Here is an 18,674-nt window from a genome sequence, read left to right as displayed (position 1 = left end):
GGGTCCCGCGGTCACAGGCGGCCGGTCGACTCCCAGAGCCTGATGAGCTTCAACGCAAGATGGAGAGTGCTGCGCGCGACGCCGTCGTCGAGCGCCTCTCTGACCACCTCGGGCAGACGCTCGAGCCGGTAGTAGAGCGTAGTCCGATGGACGAACAGGATGCGGCATGCCGCGACGACGTTCGCACCCACGTCGAGATACGTCTCGACGGTCACCCGCTGGCTATCGTCTCGTTGGGAGTAGAGCGCATGCGCGGCGGGCGAGATGATCCGGAGTGCTGCCGGATCGGCTGACGCCGAGGCGAGCAGCCGCCATCCGCCGAGAGCGCTCGAGTCGACCGAGGGGTGGAACTGCGGGAGGGCGGCCGCGAGAGAGGCGGCGATGACGGCCTCATCGGCGGCGCTGCGCAGGTCCGACGCGCCCTGCGCAGGGGACGCGGTGCCGATTCCGAGAATGCGGATGCCGCGTCTCGCCGCCTCGTCGAGGAGGAGGTCGGTGAGGCCGTTGTCGGACGGCTGTCCCACGAGCAGGACGACACCGCGCTCCAGCCCGATGAAATGAGCCGGCACGGGCCGGAGGTGCGTCAGGTGGCGTCCGAAGGCGATGCGGTCGACATCGCTCACCGTCGCATCGATGAGGACGGCTCGAGCGACCGTGCCGGGGCCCGGCCGGAGCCACCGCTGCTGGACGGCGTGCGCGAAGGCGCCGCGACGCACGGACTCGTCGGCGTGCAGCAGATCGACCAGGATCGACTCTCGATCGACACGCGACGAGCCAGGGGCCCTGCGCAGGGCGATACGGGTGAGGGCGACGGCCGCATCGATCGCCTCGAACTCGCTCGCCGTGAGCTGCGGCCCATCTCCGAGGTCGATCTCGATGACGGCGACCGGGACACCGTCGTCATGCACCGGAACGGAGAGGAGCGAGGCGGATGCCTGAGGTGATGCGGACAGCCCGCCGTCGGACGCCGCCGGACCGAACTCGTGCACGACCACTCGGCGGTGCAGGGATGCTGCGAGTTGGAGGGCGATCTCCGACAGCGCCGTCGAGGCTGCGGGGGTCGTCGTATCGCTGATCGTCATGGGTCGCTCCTGTGCGGGGGATGGGCTCACCGTGTCGCTCTGCGTCGATGGATGCGGACGTCACATCCACCGAACTCGAGTACGCCCCATAGAAGCGTCTTCCGAGCAGCCGCACCAGGCGGAAAGCAGGCAGAAGTGAGGAACGACCGTCTTCGACTCCTGTCGCATGGTCGTGAGTCTGACGGTTCATAGATTCGTATTCAGCGGACGAAGGGACACGAGGTGACGCGATGATGAGCAGCAGCACGGTCGTCCTCGTGCACGGAGCCTTCCTCGACGCATCCGGTTGGTGGCCGGTCGTGCTCCGCCTGCTAGACGGCGGACACCGGGTGCTCGCTCCTCCGGTGACCGGCCGCAGCTTCCGCGGCGACTGCGACTACATCCGCACGATCGTCGAGCACGTCGACGGAGAGGTGCTGCTCGTCGGACACGGGTATGGCGCGGCCGTCATCACGGTCGTCGGCGAGGCGGCGAACGTCTCAGGGCTGCTCTTCATCGCGGGCTATGCGCTGGAACGGGGCGAGAGCATCGCCGAGATGCGAGACCTCTTCGCGCCGGCAGAGGCATCCGCGCATCTCGTGGCCACCGTGTTCCCGGGTGAAGACGGCGCACGGCGAACGGAGCTGACCGTCGCACCCGACCAATTCGCGCGCCTTCTCGCGCAGGGCCTTCCCGCCGACGAATCGGGAGTCCTCGCGGTCTCACAGCGCCCGATCTCCGACTCCGTGTTCGCCGAGCGGGCGTCCGGCGCGGGCTGGAGCGTGACGCCGAGCTGGGGCGTCGTGGCGACTCACGACCGTCTCATCAGCCCGCACCTCCAGCGCTTCGGATATCGGCGAGCGGGATGTCGAGCGGTGAGGGAGCTGGACGCACCGCACCTGGTCACGCAGACGCACGCCGCGGAGATCGTGCGGTTCATCGACAGCATCCTCGACGAGATCGAGACCCGTGGCTGAGCAGCAGGGGAATGCTGTCGACCCCCGCCCCGGTTGGACGGCGGGGTTCGCGCCGCTCGCCGTCCCGATCTTCCGCCTGGTGTGGCTGGCATCGATCGTCAGCAACATCGGCAGCTGGATGCAGACCGTCGGCGCTCAATGGCTCCTGGTGCAGGACGACAGCTCGCCGCTGCTCGTCGCGCTCGTGCAGACGGCATCGGCAGCGCCCGTGCTCCTGTTCGCGATCCCGGCCGGCGTCATCGGCGAGTTCCTCAACCGTCGGCGCGTCCTTCTCTGGTCGCAGACGGTCCAACTCGCCGTCGTGCTGGGTCTCACGTATCTGACCGCGGTCGGCCAGACGACCACGACCATCCTGCTGGCGTCGACGTTCGTGCTGGGGACGGTCTCGGCCATCCAGCTGCCGGCATTCCAGGCACTCGTGCCGGACATCGTGCCACCGAAGCTCCTGATCGATGCGGCGAGCCTCTCCTCGATCGGCGTGAACATCGCCCGCGCGGTGGGACCGGCGATCGCCGGCCTCGTGGTCGCCCAGTTCGGCGTCGCGGCGGTCTTCCTGCTCAATGCGCTCTCCTTCCTGGTGTTCCTGGGCGTGCTGCTCTTCTGGAAGACCTACAGTCCGCCGGTGGCTCGGCCCGAGCCCTTCGTCGATGCGACGCGGGCCGGCATCCGCTACATCCGCCACTCGCGGATCGTCCGCCGCATCCTGCTGCGGCTCGCCGTCTTCCTGATACCGGCGAACGCGCTCTGGGCGCTGCTGCCGACCATCGCCAAGAACTCGCTCGGGTTCTCTGCGAGTGGCTACGGCCTTCTGCTGGCAGCGCTGGGAGCAGGATCGATCGTCGGTGCGTTCGTGCTTCCGTGGGCGCGGCGCGTCGCAGCGGTCAACGGTGTGGTGCTGACCTCGTCCGTGGTCTTCGGGGCGGGACTCGTGGTCCTCGTGACCTCGCCGACCCTGTGGATCACCTTTCCGGCGCTCGTGGCGACCGGTCTCGCCTGGATCGGGGTGATCGCGACCATCAACGGCACGGTGCAGGCGTTCCTGCCCGTCTGGGTGCGTACGCGCGGCCTGTCGTTCTACCAGCTCGTCCTCTTCGGCTGCACGGCCGCCGGGTCTGCGGGCGCGGGCGTGCTCGCGTCCGTGTGGGATCCCGGGCTCGTGGTCATCGGGGCCGGGATCCTCTGCGGCCTGGGCGGACTCTCCCTGCTCGTGTGGCCCATGCCGGCGACGAGCGGCATCGGCCGCGGCATCGTGGAGGTGCCGGGGGTCGAGGACCGGCCCCGCCCGGACGGTGCTGACGACGCGCCCGTTCTGGTGGTCATCCGGTATCGCATTCCGGTCGAGCGGAGACAGGAGTTCCTCGACACGATGACCGGCGTGCAGCAGACCCGTCTGCGGACGGGGGCGCGGGGGTGGCAGGTGTACGTCGACGCCGACGACCCGGGGTCGGTCATCGAGGCGTACTCCGTCGGCTCGTGGCGCGAGCACGTGAGTCAACACGAAGGTCGCACCACCGAGTTCGACGCCCAGCAGATCGCCCGTGCGCGCGCGATGAGCACCCAGGAGCTCGAGGTGACGCACCTGCTCGCCATCCCCCTGCCTCACCACCGCGGCGTCGAGAAGCGCCGCACCCGCGACAAGAGACGGAGCATCCCGCATGGAACGTGACGACAACCCCACCACTCACCCCGAGATCCCGTCGCTGGGCGACCCCGATCTGCCGCAGGAGGGCGAGGTGAACATCGCCGACCGCCCGCAGAGCAACACGATGACCGGTCCGCAGAACGAGGTCATCGAGTCGCAGTTCCCGAACCAGATGCACGCGCCGGCCACCGACATCAGCACGCAGCCGTTCTTCTGGTCCTCGTTCAACATCTCACCCCGCCGCGTGCAGCGCGGCGGCTGGGCGCGGGAGCTCACCAAGCAGGACTTCCACATCTCCGACGAGATCGCCGGAGTGAACATGTACCTCGAGCCGGGCGGCATCCGCGAACTGCACTGGCACCAGACCGCCGAATGGGCCGTGATGACCCGGGGCAAGGCACGGGTCACGACGCTCAGCCGCTCGGGTCTCCCCGCCGTAGAGGACGTGGAGGAGGGCGACCTGTGGTTCTTCCCCGCCGGCACCCCGCACTCCCTGCAGGGCCTCGGCCCTGACGGCGCGGAGTTCGTGCTCGCGTTCGACGACGGCGACCAGTCCGAGTCGAACACACTGCTGCTGACCGACTGGTTCGCACACACCCCGCCCGAGGTCCTCGCGAAGAACTTCGGCGTCGCGCAGTCGGTCTTCTCCGACATCCCGCTGCACAACCTCTGGATCTTCCCCGGCGAAGAACCACCCGCGCTCGACATCGACCAGGCCGCCGCGGGCGTGGAATGGGGCATGGAACCGGTCATCTTCCGACTGTCGCGCTCGAAGCCGCTGTATGAGAACACCGGTGGATCCATCCAGATCGCCGACTCCACCAACTACGCCTACTCCAGCACCGTCGCTGCAGCCCTCGTGACGGTCGAGCCGGGGTCGATGCGCGAGCTGCACTGGCACCCGAACGCCGACGAATGGCAGTACTACCTGCGCGGCTCCGCCCGCATGACCGTGTTCAACACCGGCCCGCATGCGAACACGACCGACTTCCGCGCGGGCGATGTGGGGGTGGTGCGGAAGAACTTCGGGCACTACATCGAGAACACCGGTGACGACGTGCTGCAGTTCCTCGAGGTGTTCCGCACCGACAAGTACGAGGAGATCTCGCTCGCGAACTGGCTCTCCCACGTGCCCCCGCAGCTCGTCTCCGCCCATCTGAACATCGACCCCGCGGTGCTGGCGACGTTCCCCCGAGGAGCACAGGGCATCACTCCTCTGCGCTGATCAGCGCCCTCCGAGCGCGATCAGCGTTGAGCGCCTTCGGCGAGGTATCGGTGGATGAGGGTGACGGCCATCGCGCCCTCGCCGACGGCGGATGCGACGCGCTTGACGGAGTTCGCACGGACATCGCCGGCAGCGAAGATCCCGGGCACGGATGTCTCGAGGTAGTAGGGCGAGCGATCCAGCGGCCACTTCTGCAGGTCGTCGGAGGAGAGGTCCACGCCGGTGAGCAGGAACCCGCGACTGTCGAGCTGCACATCCGTCGTCGCCGCCCACTCGGTGTTGGGAGCCCCGCCGATGCAGACGAACAGGTGGGTCGCGGGCACGCGTGTGGTCCTGCCCGCCTGGTCGAGGGTGATCTCCCGCAGATGCTCGTCTCCGTCGACCGCGACGACGCGGGAGTGGACGAGGATGGTGACGTTGCTCTGCGCGGCGAGCCGGTCGAGCAGATAGGCCGACATGGTCGACGAGAGCGAGGGGCCGCGGACGACGACAGTGACGTGCGCCGCGTGGGCCGCGAGGTTCATGGCCGCCTGTCCTGCGGAGTTGGCGCCGCCGACGACGTACACGTGCTGACCGACGCAGGCGGAGGCTTCGCTGGTGCCCGCGCCGTAGTAGATGCCGGCACCGCGGAAGCCCTGCTCGCCGTCGAGGCCGAGTCTGCGCCACTGCACGCCGGTGGCGCAGAGCGCCGCGCGTGCATGGATCTCCGACCCGTCGGCGAGCCGAGCCCGCACGTCGTGGTCCCTGAACGTGCGGGCGATGCCGTACCTCATGACGATGAGTTCGGCGCCGAAGGAGAGCGCCTGCCGGCGGGCGCGCTCGGCGAGCTCCGCCCCGGAGATCCCCCCGGGGAAACCGAGGTAGTTCTCGATGAGGCTGCTGAAACCGGCCTGCCCGCCGACGGCGTCGCGCTCTACGACGGCGACGCTGAGACCCTCGGATGCCGCGTAGACGGCGGCCGAGAGTCCGGCGGGTCCTGCTCCGTAGATGATGAGGTCGTACGTCGACTGCGCCGGAGGCTTCACCCAGCCGAGAGCCGCAGCGACCTGCTCGGGATTCGGGTCCTCCAACACGGCGCCTTCGGGAAGGACGACCAGCGGTAGCCGCCTGCCGGTCAGGTCGATTCCTGCCGCCGCGGCGGCACCTCGGGGAACCATGATCGGCAGGAACGGAACCTCGCTGCGGGTCAGATAGTCGCGCAACGCGAAAGCCTGCGGCCCGTCGGCGTCGGCGATGAGACGCAGGGGCGACCGCTGGTCGGGTGCCTCGGTCACGCGTCGCCTGCGAGCTGCTCCTGCCAGTCCGCAGGCACGCGCTCAGCCGGGCCGGGGGTGGTCTGCGACCGCGGATGGCTGTGCGGGGGAGCGAGGACGGGACCGTCGAAGGCTGTCTCGGTGCCGAAGTCCCAGAACCAGTCCTCACCGGGCTCGAAGCTCTGGATCACTCGATGGCCGCTCGTGTGCGCGTGCTTCGTCGCATGCTTGTGCAAGGAGTCGTCGCAGCATCCGATGTGCCCGCAGTAGGCGCACCGGCGCAGATGTAGCCACCACGAGCCGATCGCCTCGCAGTCCAGACACCCCGGGCCGGAGGGGGGAACGTCCGCCCGGATGAAGTCGCTGACGTCGCTCATGGGTGCATCTCCTGTCGTCGGTATGCCGTCGGGGTCATGATGTCGGGATTCCGTGTCGTACTCAAGGGTGCCCGCGGGAGTCCTCATGTTCCTTCGACACCCGTCGAAGCCGTGCTCGTCGACATCCTCTAGGTTCGGGGAGGTGAGCACCTCTTCCTCCCGCCGGGTCCCGATCGAATCGCAGAAGGTCGATGCGCCGCTGACGTCCAGCGCGACGTTCCTCGTGTTGCAGATCGCTGACGGAGCGGATGCCGCGTCGACCGCGCGCGACGCGATCGCCGGTATCGATGACCTCGTGAAGAACGTCGGATTCCGTGATCTCGACGCGATGCTGTCGTGCACTGTCGGCATCGGAGCCGCGGCGTGGCCGCGCCTCACCGCGCGCCGGGTTCCGGCCGAGCTGCACCCCTTCGCACCGGTCGTCGGCCCGGTGCACACCGCGCCGGGCACGCCCGGGGATCTCCTCTTCCATATCCGTGCGAACCGCCAGGATCTCGTGTTCGAGTTCGAGCGCCAGCTGCTCGACGTGCTGGGCGACGCCGTGACCGTGGTCGACGAGACCTCGGGATTCCGGTATTTCGACGTGCGCGACCTGCTCGGCTTCGTCGACGGGACGGCGAACCCGGTGGGGAACGCCGTCGCCGAGTCGACGCTGGTGGGCGCAGAGGACGGTGATCACGTCGGAGGCAGCTACGTCGTCGTCCAGCGATATCTGCACGACCTCGGTCAGTGGCAGGCGCTGACGACCGAGCAGCAGGAGGCCGTGATCGGCCGCAAGAAGGCCGACAACGTCGAGCTCGACGATGCGGCCGTCGGGCAGAAGTCCCACAAGACCCTCGCCACGATCGTGGTCGACGGTGTCGAGCACGACATCCTTCGTGACAACATGCCTTTCGGCAGCCCGGGCTCGTCGTCCTTCGGCACCTACTTCATCGGATACTCGCGCTACCTGTGGGTCATCGAGAAGATGCTCGAGAACATGTTCATCGGTGACCCGCCCGGCGCGTACGACCGACTCCTGGACTTCTCCCGCGCCACGACCGGCAGCACCTTCTTCGCGCCGTCCGCGGACTTCCTCAGCGGGCTCGCCGACGAGCCGATGCCCGTGCAGCGCATCTGACGGCAGACGAGCGGACAAGAGTCACCTCCCATCTCGCGCCGCACGCGCGTAGCGTTGAACAGGTCGCGGACTCGCCGGCCGCCGGGTTCGCGCTGATCAGCGGCATCCTGCTCGCCGTCTGGTCGGCGTCCGGGTACGTCGGTGCCTTCAGTCGAGCGATGAACCGCATCTACGAGATCGACGAGGGGCGACCGTTCTGGAAGCTCAAGCCTGCACAGCTGCTCGTGACGGTGATCACCATCGTGCTGTTCGTCATCGCGGCGATCATCCTGGTGGTGTCGGGGCCGGTCACACGAGCCATCGGCGACTCACTCGGACTCGGCACCGTGCCTCAGGCCATCTGGTCGATCGCGAAGTGGCCTCTGTTGGGGTTCATCGTCGTCCTCGCCGTCGCGATCCTCTACTACGCCACTCCCAACGCGAAGCAGCCGCGCTTCCGGTGGATCAGCCTCGGGGCGCTTCTCGCGATCATCGTGCTGGCTGTCGCCACGGCGGGCTTCGCCTTCTATGTGGCGAACTTCTCGAACTACGACCGCACTTACGGCTCCCTCGCGGGCATCGTGGTGTTCCTGCTGTGGCTGTGGATCGCCAACCTGGCGCTTCTCGTCGGAGCGGAGTTCGACGCCGAACTCGAGCGAGGTCGCCAACTGCAGGCGGGCATCGCCGCAGAGCGGGAGATCCGCCTTCCTCCGAGGGACACACGCAAGAGCGACAAGGCCGCAGAGAAGGAGCGGCAGGACATCGACGAGGCCCGCCGCATCCGCGAGCATGCCGATGCAGAATCGGGGCACCGCGAATCCGACGGGGCCGACCGTCGATGACCGATCAGCGTGCGGTCGGCGGAAGCTTGTCCACGCCGTGCCGGTTCGGCTTGTCGGGCTCCGCGGCGGTATCGGGAGACACGTGCGCGGGTCCGGTCGGCCCCGCTTCGGACGTCGGATAGTGCGGCTCGTCGATCTCGACGGCCTTGTCTCGCTCGTCGAGAGGAGGCAGATGGTCGAGCGGTTGCTTGATGTCGTCTGGGTGGCTCATGCCTACAGGCTCCGCCACCGGTGACGTGGGCGACCAGGGGCTTGTCATCGAAAGGATGATGTGGTGGGCGACTGCTCTCCGGTGAGGCGTAGGGTCGATTCCATGCACGCCCGGCCACTTCTCGTCTATGACGGCGATTGCGCGTTCTGCACCACGTGGGTGCAACGACTCGAACGCTGGCTCGGCAGGTTTCCCGAGGCTCAGCCGTGGCAATGGCTCGACCTCGATGAAATCGGACTGAGTTCCGCGGATGTCACCCGCTACGCGTGGCTGCTGGTCGGCGCGCGTCGGATGCGCGGACATGCTGCCTTCGCAGGATTGCTCCGCATGCAGCGATCCCGGCTGCTGCGCTTCGCCGGCGTGCTCCTCGTCACGCCCCCGTTCTCCTGGGTCGCTGCGCTGGGCTATTCGCTGATCGCGCGCTTCCGACACCGTCTTCCCGGCGGCACGGCCGCCTGTGCGCTTCCGCGGGCCTGAGACAGCACCCGACGATCCTCCGGTTGTCAACGCCCCTTCACCCGGGCGGGCGCTCACCTAGCATCGCCGGATGGGACGCCTCAGGTATGACAGCACACTCGACCCGATCGTCATCGACGATGTGACGCTCGCGCACATGAAGATCGTCGTCGGCACGAAGCTCAGGCGGCAGGAGAGCTTCATGATGTCCTGGATCCCGGGAGACGATTCCCGCGACGGCCGACTGACCGCATGGATTCATCCGAGCATTCCGCTCGTCCTGGCGTTCGACAGCGTCGAGCCGATTCACGTGGATGCCGAGCGCGTGTCACGGATGATGAACAGCCTCAACGCTCACGGAGAACTGCTGATCGAGGATATGTAGGCCGCTCACACCACTTACATCGGGATCCCGTCGGCTGTCAAGAGAGGCGAAGTTCGGGCCGCGCGGTCCGAAGAATGAACCGCATGAACCCATCGCCCCATGCGCTTGCCGCCCACCCCTCCTCCGACATGAGACTCGCACGGACCCTCCGGAGCATCGACTACCCCGCGACCAAGGACGATCTGCTGAGGATCGCCGTCGTCGATCATCTCGAGGTCGCGACCATCGACGCCATCCACGAGCTGCCCGCCCGCGACTATCACGGAGTCGCCGAGGTGCTGAAGACGCTCGATGGCGCCTGACTGACCCGCGGGCACCGCGCAGGGTGAGGGCGAACTTGTCAATACCCTGCGATAGCGCCCGCTGTCTTCCTAACCTGGCACCATGTCCGACCTCACCGGCGCGCCACTGACGCTCACGTGGCCGCACGAATCCGATACATCGTCGCCGTCGCGACTCACCATGCACGCGCCGCAGGGAGGTGCATGATGGGCAGATTCATCTATGAGGGCTCGATCAGGATCGAGATCGAGGATCGCGCGCTCAGTCACCTGCAGCTCGTTATCACCGCGAAGCTCCGACGAGCCGAGCCCTTCAACTTCAGCTGGCGCGAGGATCAGAGCATCGGGGGAGGCCGCACCACCGTCTGGCTGCACCCGGAGAGTGCGCTGGTCTATCGGTTCCTCGGCAGCAGGCAAACATCGATCAACCGGCGGTGGGTCGATGCGCTCGCATTCACCGCGAATGCCCCGACCGGGCTGTACCTGGTCGCAGAGCCGGATGAGCTGTCATCGGGAGAGAAGCTCGGAGTGCCCGCCGACCTGTAGCCGCCAGCTGCCGCGATCCTCGGTGCGAAGACGGGGCGTGCTTACGGGCATCGCCGCATCCTGATGACGATCCGAGAGCGGAGAGATCGGCACGAGAATCGCCACGTCTCGTCACGCTGACTCCGGTAACCTCATGCGCATGGCCACCGCAACGACGCAGACCCCGAAACGCGAGGCCTTCGGCTCGCGCAACGTCTTCATCCTCTCTGCGATCGGCTCTGCCGTCGGGCTGGGGAACATCTGGAGATTCCCCTACGTGGCGTACGAAGGCGGAGGCGGGGCGTTCCTCATCCCGTATCTGTGTGCGCTTCTCACTGCCGGAATCCCGCTCCTTTTCTTCGACTACGCGATCGGCCACCGGTTCCGCGGCTCCGCGCCGTTGGCCTTCCGACGGATGCACCGCAGGGCCGAGCCGCTCGGCTGGTGGCAGGTGCTCATCTGCGTGGTGATCGCGGTCTACTACGCGGTGATCATCGCGTGGGCTGCGATGTACACCTGGTTCTCGGCGCAGCTGACCTGGGGGCCGGGCAACGAGAACGACTTCTTCTTCATCGACTTCCTCCGCTCGGCCGATGTCGCCGAGGTGGGCATCTCGACGGACTTCGTGCCGCAGGTCGGCCTCCCGCTCGTGGCGGTCTGGCTGATCGTCATCGTCATCATGGCGCTGGGTGTGAAGCGCGGGATCGGCCGGGCGAACATGATCCTGATGCCTCTGCTCACGGTGATGTTCGCGATCCTCGTGGTGCAGTCGCTGTTCCTGCCGGGCGCCATGGACGGGCTGAACGCCTTCTTCACCCCCAACTGGGAAGCGCTCGGCGACCCGGCCGTCTGGGCATCGGCCTACGGCCACATCTTCTTCTCCCTGTCGGTGGCCTTCGGCATCATGGTGACCTACTCGTCGTACCTGAAGCGCAAGACCGACCTCACCGGTTCCGGTCTGGTCGTGGCGTTCGCGAACTCCGGCTTCGAGATCCTCGCGGGAATCGGCGTGTTCGCGGCCCTCGGCTTCATGGCGCAGGCACAGGGGACCGAGGTGGCCGGTGTCGCGTCGTCGGGAATCGGCCTGGCCTTCATCGCCTTCCCCACGATCGTCTCTCAGGCGGCAGGCGGCTCGATCATCGGCGTCCTCTTCTTCGGAGCGCTGGTCTTCGCGGGGGTGATCTCGCTCATCTCGATCCTCGAGGTGATCGTCGCGGCGCTGCAGGACAAGCTGGGCTGGGCGCGCATCCGCACGACGCTCACGGTGTCCATCCCGCTCGCGATCGTCTCGTTGGCACTGTTCTCGACGACCACCGCGCTGTCCGTGCTCGATACCGCTGACGCCTTCGTCAATGCCTTCGGCATCATGGCCGTCGCACTGGTCGCGGTGATCGTGGTCGCATGGCTGCTGCACAAGCTGCCGGCACTCGTCGACCACCTCGATCGTCGGTCGAGCTTCCGGGTCGGGCGAGTGTGGATGCTGCTCGTCGGCGCGCTCGCGCCCCTCGTGCTCGGGTACCTGCTCGTCACCGAGCTGATCTCGAAGATCTCCGAGCCGTACGGCGGCTATCCGGGATGGTTCCTCGCCGTCTTCGGATGGGGCATGGTCATCGCGCTCGTCGTGATCGCACTGCTGCTCTCGGCGCTGCCATGGAGCGGCCGCTCCCACGCCAAGGATGATCCCGAGTACGACGAGTTCCTCACCGAGGAAGACTACGAACCGGATGCCGAGACCTCGTCGATCCCGCTGATCGCGACCTCGGAACCGCACGCGACGGAGAAGGGAGCGGGCGCATGACCACGACAGCGGTCGTCATGATGATTATCGCGATGGTCACGATCTGGGGCGGCCTCATCGCCGCCGTCGTGAACCTCGCTCGTCACCCCGAGGCAGCGGATTCGGAGCCGGCGCCGCCCGTCGAGCTCTGACCGTCTTACCTGCACGGGGAGCGGGAATCAACCCGCTCCCCACGTTCCTCGATCCTGACTACTTTCTCTTCCAGAAGCACTGTCGACGGAAGAGGAGCCCATGAGCAGGACGCGGCCGAGATTCGATATCGACGAGTGGAGCATCGGTGCCGACGGCATCGACGTCGAGAACCTCGCCCATGAGGAGTCCGTCTTCGGCCTCTCGAACGGTCATGTGGGCTGGCGGGGGAACCTCGACGAAGGCGACCCGCGCGGCGTCGCGGGAAGCTATCTGAACGGCCTCTTCGAAGAGCACCCGATGCCGTATGCCGAAGAGGGATACGGCTACCCCGAGTGCGGGCAGAGCGTGATCAACGCGGCCAACGGCCAGCTCATCCGGCTGATCGTCGGGGACGAGCCGTTCGATGTCCGTCGTGGATCGCTCACGTCGCACACCCGTCGACTCGACTTCCGCGCGGGAACTCTCGAACGCGAGGTCGAGTGGACCAGTCCGACCGGCCAGCGGGTGCGGATCCGGTCGACGAGGATCGTCTCCTTCGCGCACCGCTCCGTCGCAGCGGTGCACTACCGTGTGCAGGCGCTCGGCGGTCCGGCGGACGTCACCGTCATCTCCGAACTGCTGGCGAACGAGCCGCTGCCGATCACGCACGACGACCCCCGGGTGCAGGAGCTGCTGAGCGAGCCGCTCGAAGGGGTGGCCTCGGCCGCCGGCGCGGGTGCCGCCACCCTCGTGCACCGCACGAGGAAGAGCGGGCTCACGACCGCTGTCGCGATGGACCATCGCGCGAGCGGTTCTCCCCGGAACGAGCCGAGCGTCGAGACGGATGTCGATGCGACGGGCGACCGTGCGCGTACCACGGTGCGCGCATCCCTGGCTGCCGGAGAGACGCTCGAGATCGTCAAGCTCGTCGGTCATGAGTTCTCGTCCGACCTCTCGACCGCCGCCCTGCGGGACCGGGCCGAGACGGCGGTCGGCGACGCGCTGCGGGCCGGATGGGACGCACTGGTCGCCGATCAACGGGCACGGCTGGACGACTTCTGGGAGTGCGCCGACGTGCGGGTCGACGGACCGGCACGGCTGCAGCAGGCCGTGCGCTTCGCGATCTTCCAGGTGTTCCAGGCCTCCACCCGCATGGAATTGCGATCCGTTCCGGGCAAGGGGCTGACCGGCTCCGGATACGAGGGGCACACCTTCTGGGACTTCGAGGCGTTCGTGCTCCCCGTCCTCACCTCGACCCTCCCGCTCGCCGCCGAGCAGGCGCTGCGATGGCGACATTCCGTACTCGACCGCGCTCGTGACAGGGCGGCGCAACTGCATCTGCAGGGTGCCGCGTTGCCGTGGCGAACCATCGACGGCAGAGAGTCGTCGGGGTACTGGCCTGCCAGCACGGCCGCGTTCCACATCAACGCCGATGTGGCCGGAGCGGTTCTGCACTACGTGCGGGCGACGGGCGATGCCGACTTCGAACGGGAGGCCGGCCTCGAGATCCTGGTCGAGACCGCTCGCCTCTGGGCCTCGCTCGGTCGGTGGGACCCGCACGGCGGCTTCCACATCGACGGCGTCACGGGGCCGGACGAGTACTCGGCCATCGCGAACGACAACGTCTTCACGAACCTGGCGGCTCAGAAGAACCTTCGAGGGGCGGCGGCCGCTGCCCGACGGCATCCGGAGGTCGCGTCGGAGCTCGAGGTCGTAGACGACGAGATCGCGAGGTGGGAACTCGCTGCCGCGGCGATGACGGTGCCCTTCGATGACGAACGGGGCGTGCACCCGCAGTCCGCCGGCTACACCGACCTCGAACGGTGGAACTTCGAGTCGACGGCGCCGGACGAATACCTGCTGCACGACCACTTTCCGTACTTCGACCTCTACCGCAAGCAGGTCGTGAAGCAGGCCGATCTGGTGCTCGCCCTGTTCTTCTCGCATGAGTCGTTCACCGCGGAGCAGAAGGAGCGTGCGTTCGAGTATTACGAGGCGATCACCGTGCGGGACTCATCGCTGTCGGCGGCGGCGCAGGCCGTGGTCGCCGCAGAGGTCGGTCACCTGGATCTCGCGCTCGACTACCTCGCCGAGGTCGCGACTCTCGATCTCGACGACCTTCATGGCAACACCGGTCAGGGGCTTCATGTCGCCGCTCTCGCGGGGGTCTGGACGGCCATCACCGCGGGCTTCGGCGGGATGCGCGACAGCGACAGCGGCCTGCGGTTCTGCCCGCGTCTTCCGTCCGAGATCGACGGGCTCGAGTTCGGGGTGCGCATCCACGGCTGCATCCTGCGTGTCGATGTCGGCCAGGCGGAGGCCACCTATCGGCTCGCCTCAGGCGACCCGGTCACCATCACCCACTACGACGAGCAGGTGACGCTCGACGCCGGACATCCCGTCACCAGAGGGATTCCACCACTGCAGTCGCGGGGGCCGCAGCCCCGGCAGCCTCGAGGACGAGCGCCCCGACCGGCGCTCGAGGCGTTCAGCGCCTGAGGTGGCAGAGAGAGGAGACAGTCCTGTCGGATCGAACCATCGGTCGCGCATCGATGCGAATCGCGTTCTGGTCATGGACGCTCCTCATCGTGGTCGGGTCGGCCCCGCGGGCGGTCGGTCGAGTGTGCGGGTGACGCTCGGTGCCATGCTGCCGATCGCGGTGGCGCACGCGGAGTTGTCGCCGCAGATCGAGGACGATGATGGCGCAGCTGAGGGGATCCGGGCCCGTGCTCTGGCGCTTGTGCCGACGGCGACCACGGCATTCGAGCCTGACGACGTCCGTGAGGTGTTCGACGCCGAATGCGACTCGGGCCCCGTCTGAGCGCCGGTCGCCGACGAGCGAGCTAGTCGCCGTCGGAGGCCCACTCCAGGCGGGACAGAGCCCCGACATCGAGCGAGTACCGCCCGTCGATCTGAATACAGGTCATCAGGGTGTGTCCGCATCCGCGACACAAGAGGATCACGCCGGCCGGATCCAGTTCTGCGACGGCGTCGCCGAGCACGGCCTTGCGATCGCAGCGCGTGCAGGTGGCCCGAGCACCGGTCATGTCCCTGCCGAACACTTCGATCAGGATCCCGCCAGCGGCGTTGCCGTCGACTCTCGTGCGATGGCCGGGGTGGGCAGCGTTCATCAGGCACCTCCGAAACGCTCGGTACGGATGCGGTCGGGCGGATGCCCCGCCGCGACGAGCAGATCGGCGACCGCCTCGACGAAGCCGGTCGGCCCGCAGACGTATACCGAGGGGCGCTGGGCGGCGGGGATGGTCGAGGCCTCGAGCGTCGCGGCATCCACCCTGCCCGCGGGGCGAGCGAAGCCGACCGGTGCCGAGCGGCTGTACGCCCAGTCGACGCTGAAGGCGTCGTCGGCGAGATCGCCCAGTTCGGCCGCGTAGAAAGCGTCGTCCGCGGAACGCACCGCGTACAGGAGCCGCATCGGTGCGGAGCTGGCCGAGCGCGCATGCTCCCGGGCCATCGCGAGGAGCGGCACTATCCCTGACCCGCCCGCGATGAGCTGAACGGGCTCGGGCTGGGCAGGGGTCCACACGAAGTAGGCGCCGATCGGACCGCGGACCTCCAGCTCGTCGCCGGGCCGGACATCCTCGACGAGATACGGAGAGACCTCGCCCTCCGGCACCTCGTCGACGGCCAGCTCGAGCACGTCACCGTCTCCGGACGATGCGAGCGAGTACGACCGCACGGCCTGATAGCCGTCCTCAGCGGTCAAACGCACATCGACGTGCTGTCCGGCGAGATTCCCCGGCCACCCGTCGACCCGGAGGGAGAGCACGCGGCCATGGGGTGTGGCTCGTCGGACCTCGATGACACTGGCGACAAGCCACAGCGACGACGAGGTCACCAGTAACGCTCCTCTTTCCACGGATCGCCGTACATGTTGTATCCGTTCTGCTCCCAGAACCCCGGTTCGTCGTTCTCGAGAAGATCCAGGCCGTGGACCCACTTCGCGGATTTCCAGAAGTAGAGGTGGGGGACGAGAAGCCGGGCGGGGCCGCCGTGCTCTGCCGCGAGCGGCTCGCCCTCGAACTCGAATGCGATCCACGCCTTGCCGCCGGTCAGGTCGGCGCGGGGAACATTCGTCGTGTACCCGCCGTAGGAGAAGACCCGCGTGAAGTCGCCGTCTCCGGCATCCTGCAGCAGATGATCGAGCGAGACTCCGCGCCACTGCGTGCCCAGCTTCGACCACCGCGTCACGCAGTGGATGTCGGTGGTGATCGTATCGATCGGCAGTGCCTGCAGCTCATCCCACGACCAGGTGCGGCGAATGCCGTCGAGCCCGACGACCGCGAACTCCCAGGTGTCGGTCGCGACTCGGGGTGTCGGTCCGGCCGAGAGCACCGGGAAGTCCTCGGTGAGGTACTGACCCGGGGGGAGCCGGTCATCCGACTCGCGTCGCCGGGCGCCGAAGCCGCGGGAGATCACAGCCATGATCGCCTTCTTTCGTTGGTCCCACTCATTCCACCCGATTGAACGGGCGGACGCCTCCTGCAGGTGTCGAACGCGGCACGCGCGGGTCGCCCCGATTCTAGGACCGTGGGGCGCGGTGTCGCACCATTCGAGGGCGGAGAGCGCCGGACGGCGTCTCCGCCCTCGAGAGGTCAGACGACCTCGGCAGCCGCCTCGACGATGAACTGGATGACGTCCTGGGGGAGGGCGCGCATCACGAGGTGCGGTGCGTCGAGTTCGATGACGCGACGGAAGTTGCCGCGAGTGTAGCCGAAGCGCTCGACGTCCGGGTTGATGGTGTGGTCGGCAGCGGACACGATGCCGAAGGCAGGCTTGGTCTTCCATGCAGCGACCGGTGCGGCCTCGCTGAACGCAAGGGCTGCGAGGGGGCGCTGTGCCACGGCGAGGACCTCGGAGATGGCGGGGTCGATGCCGGCAGCGAAGACCTGCGGGAAAGCCTCGACCTTGACCGAGACGTCCGTGCCGTCCTCAGCGCCGGGGTTCGGGAACGCTTGCCGGGGATGTGCATGTTCCACGCCTGGAACTGGTACTGCATGGCGACCGTGATCTCGCCGTACTGGCCGCCCAGGACCTCCTGGAGCTTTCGGGCGTAGACGGCATCCGGGGCTTCGGGGATGGCGGTGAACTGAAGTTCCTGACGATGGAAGAACATGGCTGCCTTTCTGGTCGGATCGTGATGGGTGCCCATGAGACCGGTTCTCGCTGCGACGGGATAAGGGCTTCACAGACCGCCGGGCGACGAGGATAATCCGCGAACCGGGTCCGGAGAACTGAGCGACTCGAGGATCGAGTTCCGCGTTTTCTGCTCATAAACGTGTTGTTCGTGCTAGCTTCACTCGTAAAACAGTTGTTCTAGCCACGGAGTCACATTGCTGAGTAGTTCTGCTGTTTCCGCTGATTCCACTCAGCCCCCGGAAGCCCCCGCTTCGCCCGAGAAACTCGCACGCGACAACATGCCGCTCGCCACCTTCCTGGCTGTGGAGAAGGCGCGGTCGGCGACGCACGTCGATCTGGACGACCTGCTCTCCGCCGCCCGCCTGGGCCTCGCCCGCGCGGCCATGTCGTATGACGCCGCGCGGGGCATTCCTTTCGGTGCGTTCGCGAGCAGCCAGATCAACTGGGCGATGCTGTCGGAGATGCGTCGCGCCGACCCCGCCGGCGAGCGAGGACGCGACAAGATCGAGCGCGTGAGAGTCGCCGCCGAGACGGTGCTCGCCCGCACCGGCCGAGCCGCGAGCACGGCGGAGCTCGCGCGGGAGTCGGGGCTCACCGCCGAGGTCGTCTCGGAGATGATGAAGCTCGACGAGATGGTGCGCACCGCGATCAGCTTCGAGGAGCACTTCGACGCCGAGACCGGCCGGCAGGCGGTCGATCTCACCGACAGCGTCATCCTCCCCGAGCACGCCGTCGAGCAGTCCGAGACGCGAGCGATGATGAACCGAGTGGTCGACGCGCTGCCCACGGCGATGCAGCAGGTCGTGCGCGGCATCTATCTCGAAGACCGCATGGTGAAGGACATCGCCGAAGAGCTCGCCGTCAGTCATGCCTATGTGTCGAAGCTGCGCTCGCGTGGTCTCGAACTGATGCGCGAGGCCATGGAGGCCTGGGAGAACGGCACGACGGGTGACCGATCGACCAAGGCCAGGGCCGAGTTCTTCGAGGCGCTCTTCGGGCCCGTCCGCGCCGAGATCCGCGACCGGTCGAGCGAGCTCCTCGCCGCCGTGTGACGCGACCCGTGGAATCTTCCGGATCCGTGGTTACGCCGGCGGCCGATGTCGCGAATGTCGGTTGTGCAGGCCCACGGATGGGCCCGCGTCCAGCCCCATAACCACGGAGGAATACTCATGGGTCTTCAGATCGCAACCAACGTCGGTGCACTCAACGCGTACCGCAGCCTCTCTGTCAACCAGAACGACGTCTCGAAGTCGCTCGAGAAGCTCTCGAGCGGT

The 18,674-nt window shown here is 67.5% G+C and carries 21 protein-coding genes and 3 pseudogenes; 15 read left to right on the top strand and 9 right to left on the bottom strand.

All coding sequences use genetic code 11. The annotated features are described in order from the left end of the window. Positions 1 to 11 precede the first annotated feature (11 nt). Positions 12 to 1,082, bottom strand: a complete 1,071-nt coding sequence (locus QRN21_RS03945) for a PucR family transcriptional regulator (protein WP_056278860.1) — start codon at positions 1,080 to 1,082, stop codon at positions 12 to 14. Positions 1,083 to 1,315: 233 nt separating this feature from the next. On the opposite strand from QRN21_RS03945, the gene QRN21_RS03940 reads away from it, so the two are divergent. From QRN21_RS03940 to QRN21_RS03930, 3 genes are read left to right on the top strand one after another with little or no spacing between them, the layout of a single operon-like run. Beyond that, on the top strand, positions 1,316 to 2,038 hold the full coding sequence (locus QRN21_RS03940; RefSeq protein ID WP_187249719.1) for an alpha/beta hydrolase: 723 nt from the start codon (positions 1,316 to 1,318) through the stop codon (positions 2,036 to 2,038). Then, positions 2,031 to 3,704, top strand: a complete 1,674-nt coding sequence (locus QRN21_RS03935) for an MFS transporter (protein WP_056278859.1) — start codon at positions 2,031 to 2,033, stop codon at positions 3,702 to 3,704. The genes QRN21_RS03940 and QRN21_RS03935 overlap by 8 nt, the downstream gene beginning before the upstream one ends. Further along, entirely contained in the window at positions 3,694 to 4,905 is a 1,212-nt protein-coding gene (locus QRN21_RS03930; protein ID WP_285363190.1) for a cupin domain-containing protein, read from the top strand. The genes QRN21_RS03935 and QRN21_RS03930 overlap by 11 nt, the downstream gene beginning before the upstream one ends. A gap of 20 nt (positions 4,906 to 4,925) precedes the next feature. On the opposite strand, the gene QRN21_RS03925 is transcribed toward QRN21_RS03930, so the two are convergent. Continuing rightward, entirely contained in the window at positions 4,926 to 6,179 is a 1,254-nt protein-coding gene (locus tag QRN21_RS03925) for an NAD(P)/FAD-dependent oxidoreductase (protein WP_285363189.1), read from the bottom strand. Further along, complete coding sequence (locus QRN21_RS03920; protein ID WP_053096379.1) at positions 6,176 to 6,535, bottom strand: UBP-type zinc finger domain-containing protein; 360 nt, start codon at positions 6,533 to 6,535, stop codon at positions 6,176 to 6,178. Before QRN21_RS03920 ends, QRN21_RS03925 begins: the two co-directional genes overlap by 4 nt. Before the next feature lie 142 nt (positions 6,536 to 6,677). Here QRN21_RS03920 and QRN21_RS03915 point away from each other — a divergent pair, with 142 nt between their 5' ends. After that, a complete protein-coding gene (locus QRN21_RS03915) occupies positions 6,678 to 7,655 on the top strand; it encodes a Dyp-type peroxidase (RefSeq protein WP_053096378.1) in 978 nt (325 codons plus the stop codon). Between the two features lie 53 nt (positions 7,656 to 7,708). Then, a pseudogene (locus tag QRN21_RS03910) lies at positions 7,709 to 8,476 on the top strand (YihY/virulence factor BrkB family protein); the annotation flags it as partial. 4 nt (positions 8,477 to 8,480) lie between these two features. On the opposite strand, the gene QRN21_RS03905 reads toward QRN21_RS03910, so the two are convergent. Beyond that, complete coding sequence (locus tag QRN21_RS03905; protein ID WP_072591351.1) at positions 8,481 to 8,687, bottom strand: hypothetical protein; 207 nt, start codon at positions 8,685 to 8,687, stop codon at positions 8,481 to 8,483. 102 nt (positions 8,688 to 8,789) lie between these two features. Between QRN21_RS03905 and QRN21_RS03900 the strand changes: the two genes are divergently transcribed. The 8 genes from QRN21_RS03900 to QRN21_RS03865 all read left to right on the top strand — a co-directional run bounded on the left by QRN21_RS03900 (position 8,790) and on the right by QRN21_RS03865 (position 15,064). After that, positions 8,790 to 9,164 (top strand): thiol-disulfide oxidoreductase DCC family protein, encoded by a 375-nt coding sequence (locus QRN21_RS03900; RefSeq protein WP_056278854.1) that lies wholly within the window; start codon positions 8,790 to 8,792, stop codon positions 9,162 to 9,164. Positions 9,165 to 9,234: 70 nt separating this feature from the next. Then, entirely contained in the window at positions 9,235 to 9,528 is a 294-nt protein-coding gene (locus QRN21_RS03895) for a DUF7882 family protein (protein WP_056278853.1), read from the top strand. An 83-nt stretch (positions 9,529 to 9,611) separates the two neighbouring features. Next, positions 9,612 to 9,830, top strand: a complete 219-nt coding sequence (locus QRN21_RS03890) for a DUF2795 domain-containing protein (protein ID WP_187249711.1) — start codon at positions 9,612 to 9,614, stop codon at positions 9,828 to 9,830. Positions 9,831 to 10,016: 186 nt separating this feature from the next. Then, positions 10,017 to 10,355, top strand: a complete 339-nt coding sequence (locus tag QRN21_RS03885) for a DUF7882 family protein (protein ID WP_285363380.1) — start codon at positions 10,017 to 10,019, stop codon at positions 10,353 to 10,355. A 139-nt stretch (positions 10,356 to 10,494) separates the two neighbouring features. Then, positions 10,495 to 12,132: a sodium-dependent transporter gene (locus QRN21_RS03880; RefSeq protein ID WP_285363188.1), complete on the top strand. Its 1,638-nt coding sequence runs from the start codon at positions 10,495 to 10,497 to the stop codon at positions 12,130 to 12,132. Next, positions 12,129 to 12,263, top strand: a complete 135-nt coding sequence (locus QRN21_RS03875) for a methionine/alanine import family NSS transporter small subunit (protein ID WP_072591348.1) — start codon at positions 12,129 to 12,131, stop codon at positions 12,261 to 12,263. Before QRN21_RS03880 ends, QRN21_RS03875 begins: the two co-directional genes overlap by 4 nt. Before the next feature lie 100 nt (positions 12,264 to 12,363). Then, on the top strand, positions 12,364 to 14,742 hold the full coding sequence (locus QRN21_RS03870; protein ID WP_285363187.1) for a glycoside hydrolase family 65 protein: 2,379 nt from the start codon (positions 12,364 to 12,366) through the stop codon (positions 14,740 to 14,742). 73 nt (positions 14,743 to 14,815) lie between these two features. Continuing rightward, a complete protein-coding gene (locus QRN21_RS03865) occupies positions 14,816 to 15,064 on the top strand; it encodes a hypothetical protein (protein ID WP_285363186.1) in 249 nt (82 codons plus the stop codon). 22 nt (positions 15,065 to 15,086) lie between these two features. Here QRN21_RS03865 and QRN21_RS03860 read toward each other — a convergent pair whose 3' ends face one another. The 5 genes and pseudogenes from QRN21_RS03860 to QRN21_RS03840 all read right to left on the bottom strand — a co-directional run. Next, positions 15,087 to 15,374: a DUF6510 family protein gene (locus QRN21_RS03860; RefSeq protein WP_285363185.1), complete on the bottom strand. Its 288-nt coding sequence runs from the start codon at positions 15,372 to 15,374 to the stop codon at positions 15,087 to 15,089. Beyond that, positions 15,374 to 16,099, bottom strand: a complete 726-nt coding sequence (locus tag QRN21_RS03855) for a ferredoxin reductase (RefSeq protein ID WP_350223946.1) — start codon at positions 16,097 to 16,099, stop codon at positions 15,374 to 15,376. The genes QRN21_RS03860 and QRN21_RS03855 overlap by 1 nt, the downstream gene beginning before the upstream one ends. Beyond that, entirely contained in the window at positions 16,096 to 16,686 is a 591-nt protein-coding gene (locus tag QRN21_RS03850) for a sulfite oxidase-like oxidoreductase (RefSeq protein WP_053096353.1), read from the bottom strand. Before QRN21_RS03850 ends, QRN21_RS03855 begins: the two co-directional genes overlap by 4 nt. Positions 16,687 to 16,856: 170 nt before the next feature. After that, entirely contained in the window at positions 16,857 to 17,240 is a 384-nt protein-coding gene (locus QRN21_RS03845; RefSeq protein ID WP_285363385.1) for a hypothetical protein, read from the bottom strand. After that, positions 17,216 to 17,377 (bottom strand): annotated as a pseudogene (locus QRN21_RS03840) (manganese catalase family protein); the annotation flags it as partial. The pseudogene QRN21_RS03840 and the gene QRN21_RS03845, both read right to left, overlap by 25 nt. Before the next feature lie 217 nt (positions 17,378 to 17,594). On the opposite strand from QRN21_RS03840, the gene QRN21_RS03835 reads away from it, so the two are divergent. Next, positions 17,595 to 18,452 carry a sigma-70 family RNA polymerase sigma factor gene (locus QRN21_RS03835; protein ID WP_261987778.1) on the top strand — a complete coding sequence of 286 codons (858 nt, stop codon included), beginning with the start codon at positions 17,595 to 17,597 and terminating at the stop codon, positions 18,450 to 18,452. Positions 18,453 to 18,569: 117 nt separating this feature from the next. Beyond that, positions 18,570 to 18,674: pseudogene (locus QRN21_RS03830) on the top strand (flagellin); the annotation flags it as partial.

It is taken from the genome of Microbacterium sp. LMC-P-041 (assembly GCF_030209555.1).
Taxonomy (GTDB): domain Bacteria; phylum Actinomycetota; class Actinomycetes; order Actinomycetales; family Microbacteriaceae; genus Microbacterium.
This window is presented reverse-complemented; position numbering and strand designations above follow the sequence as displayed.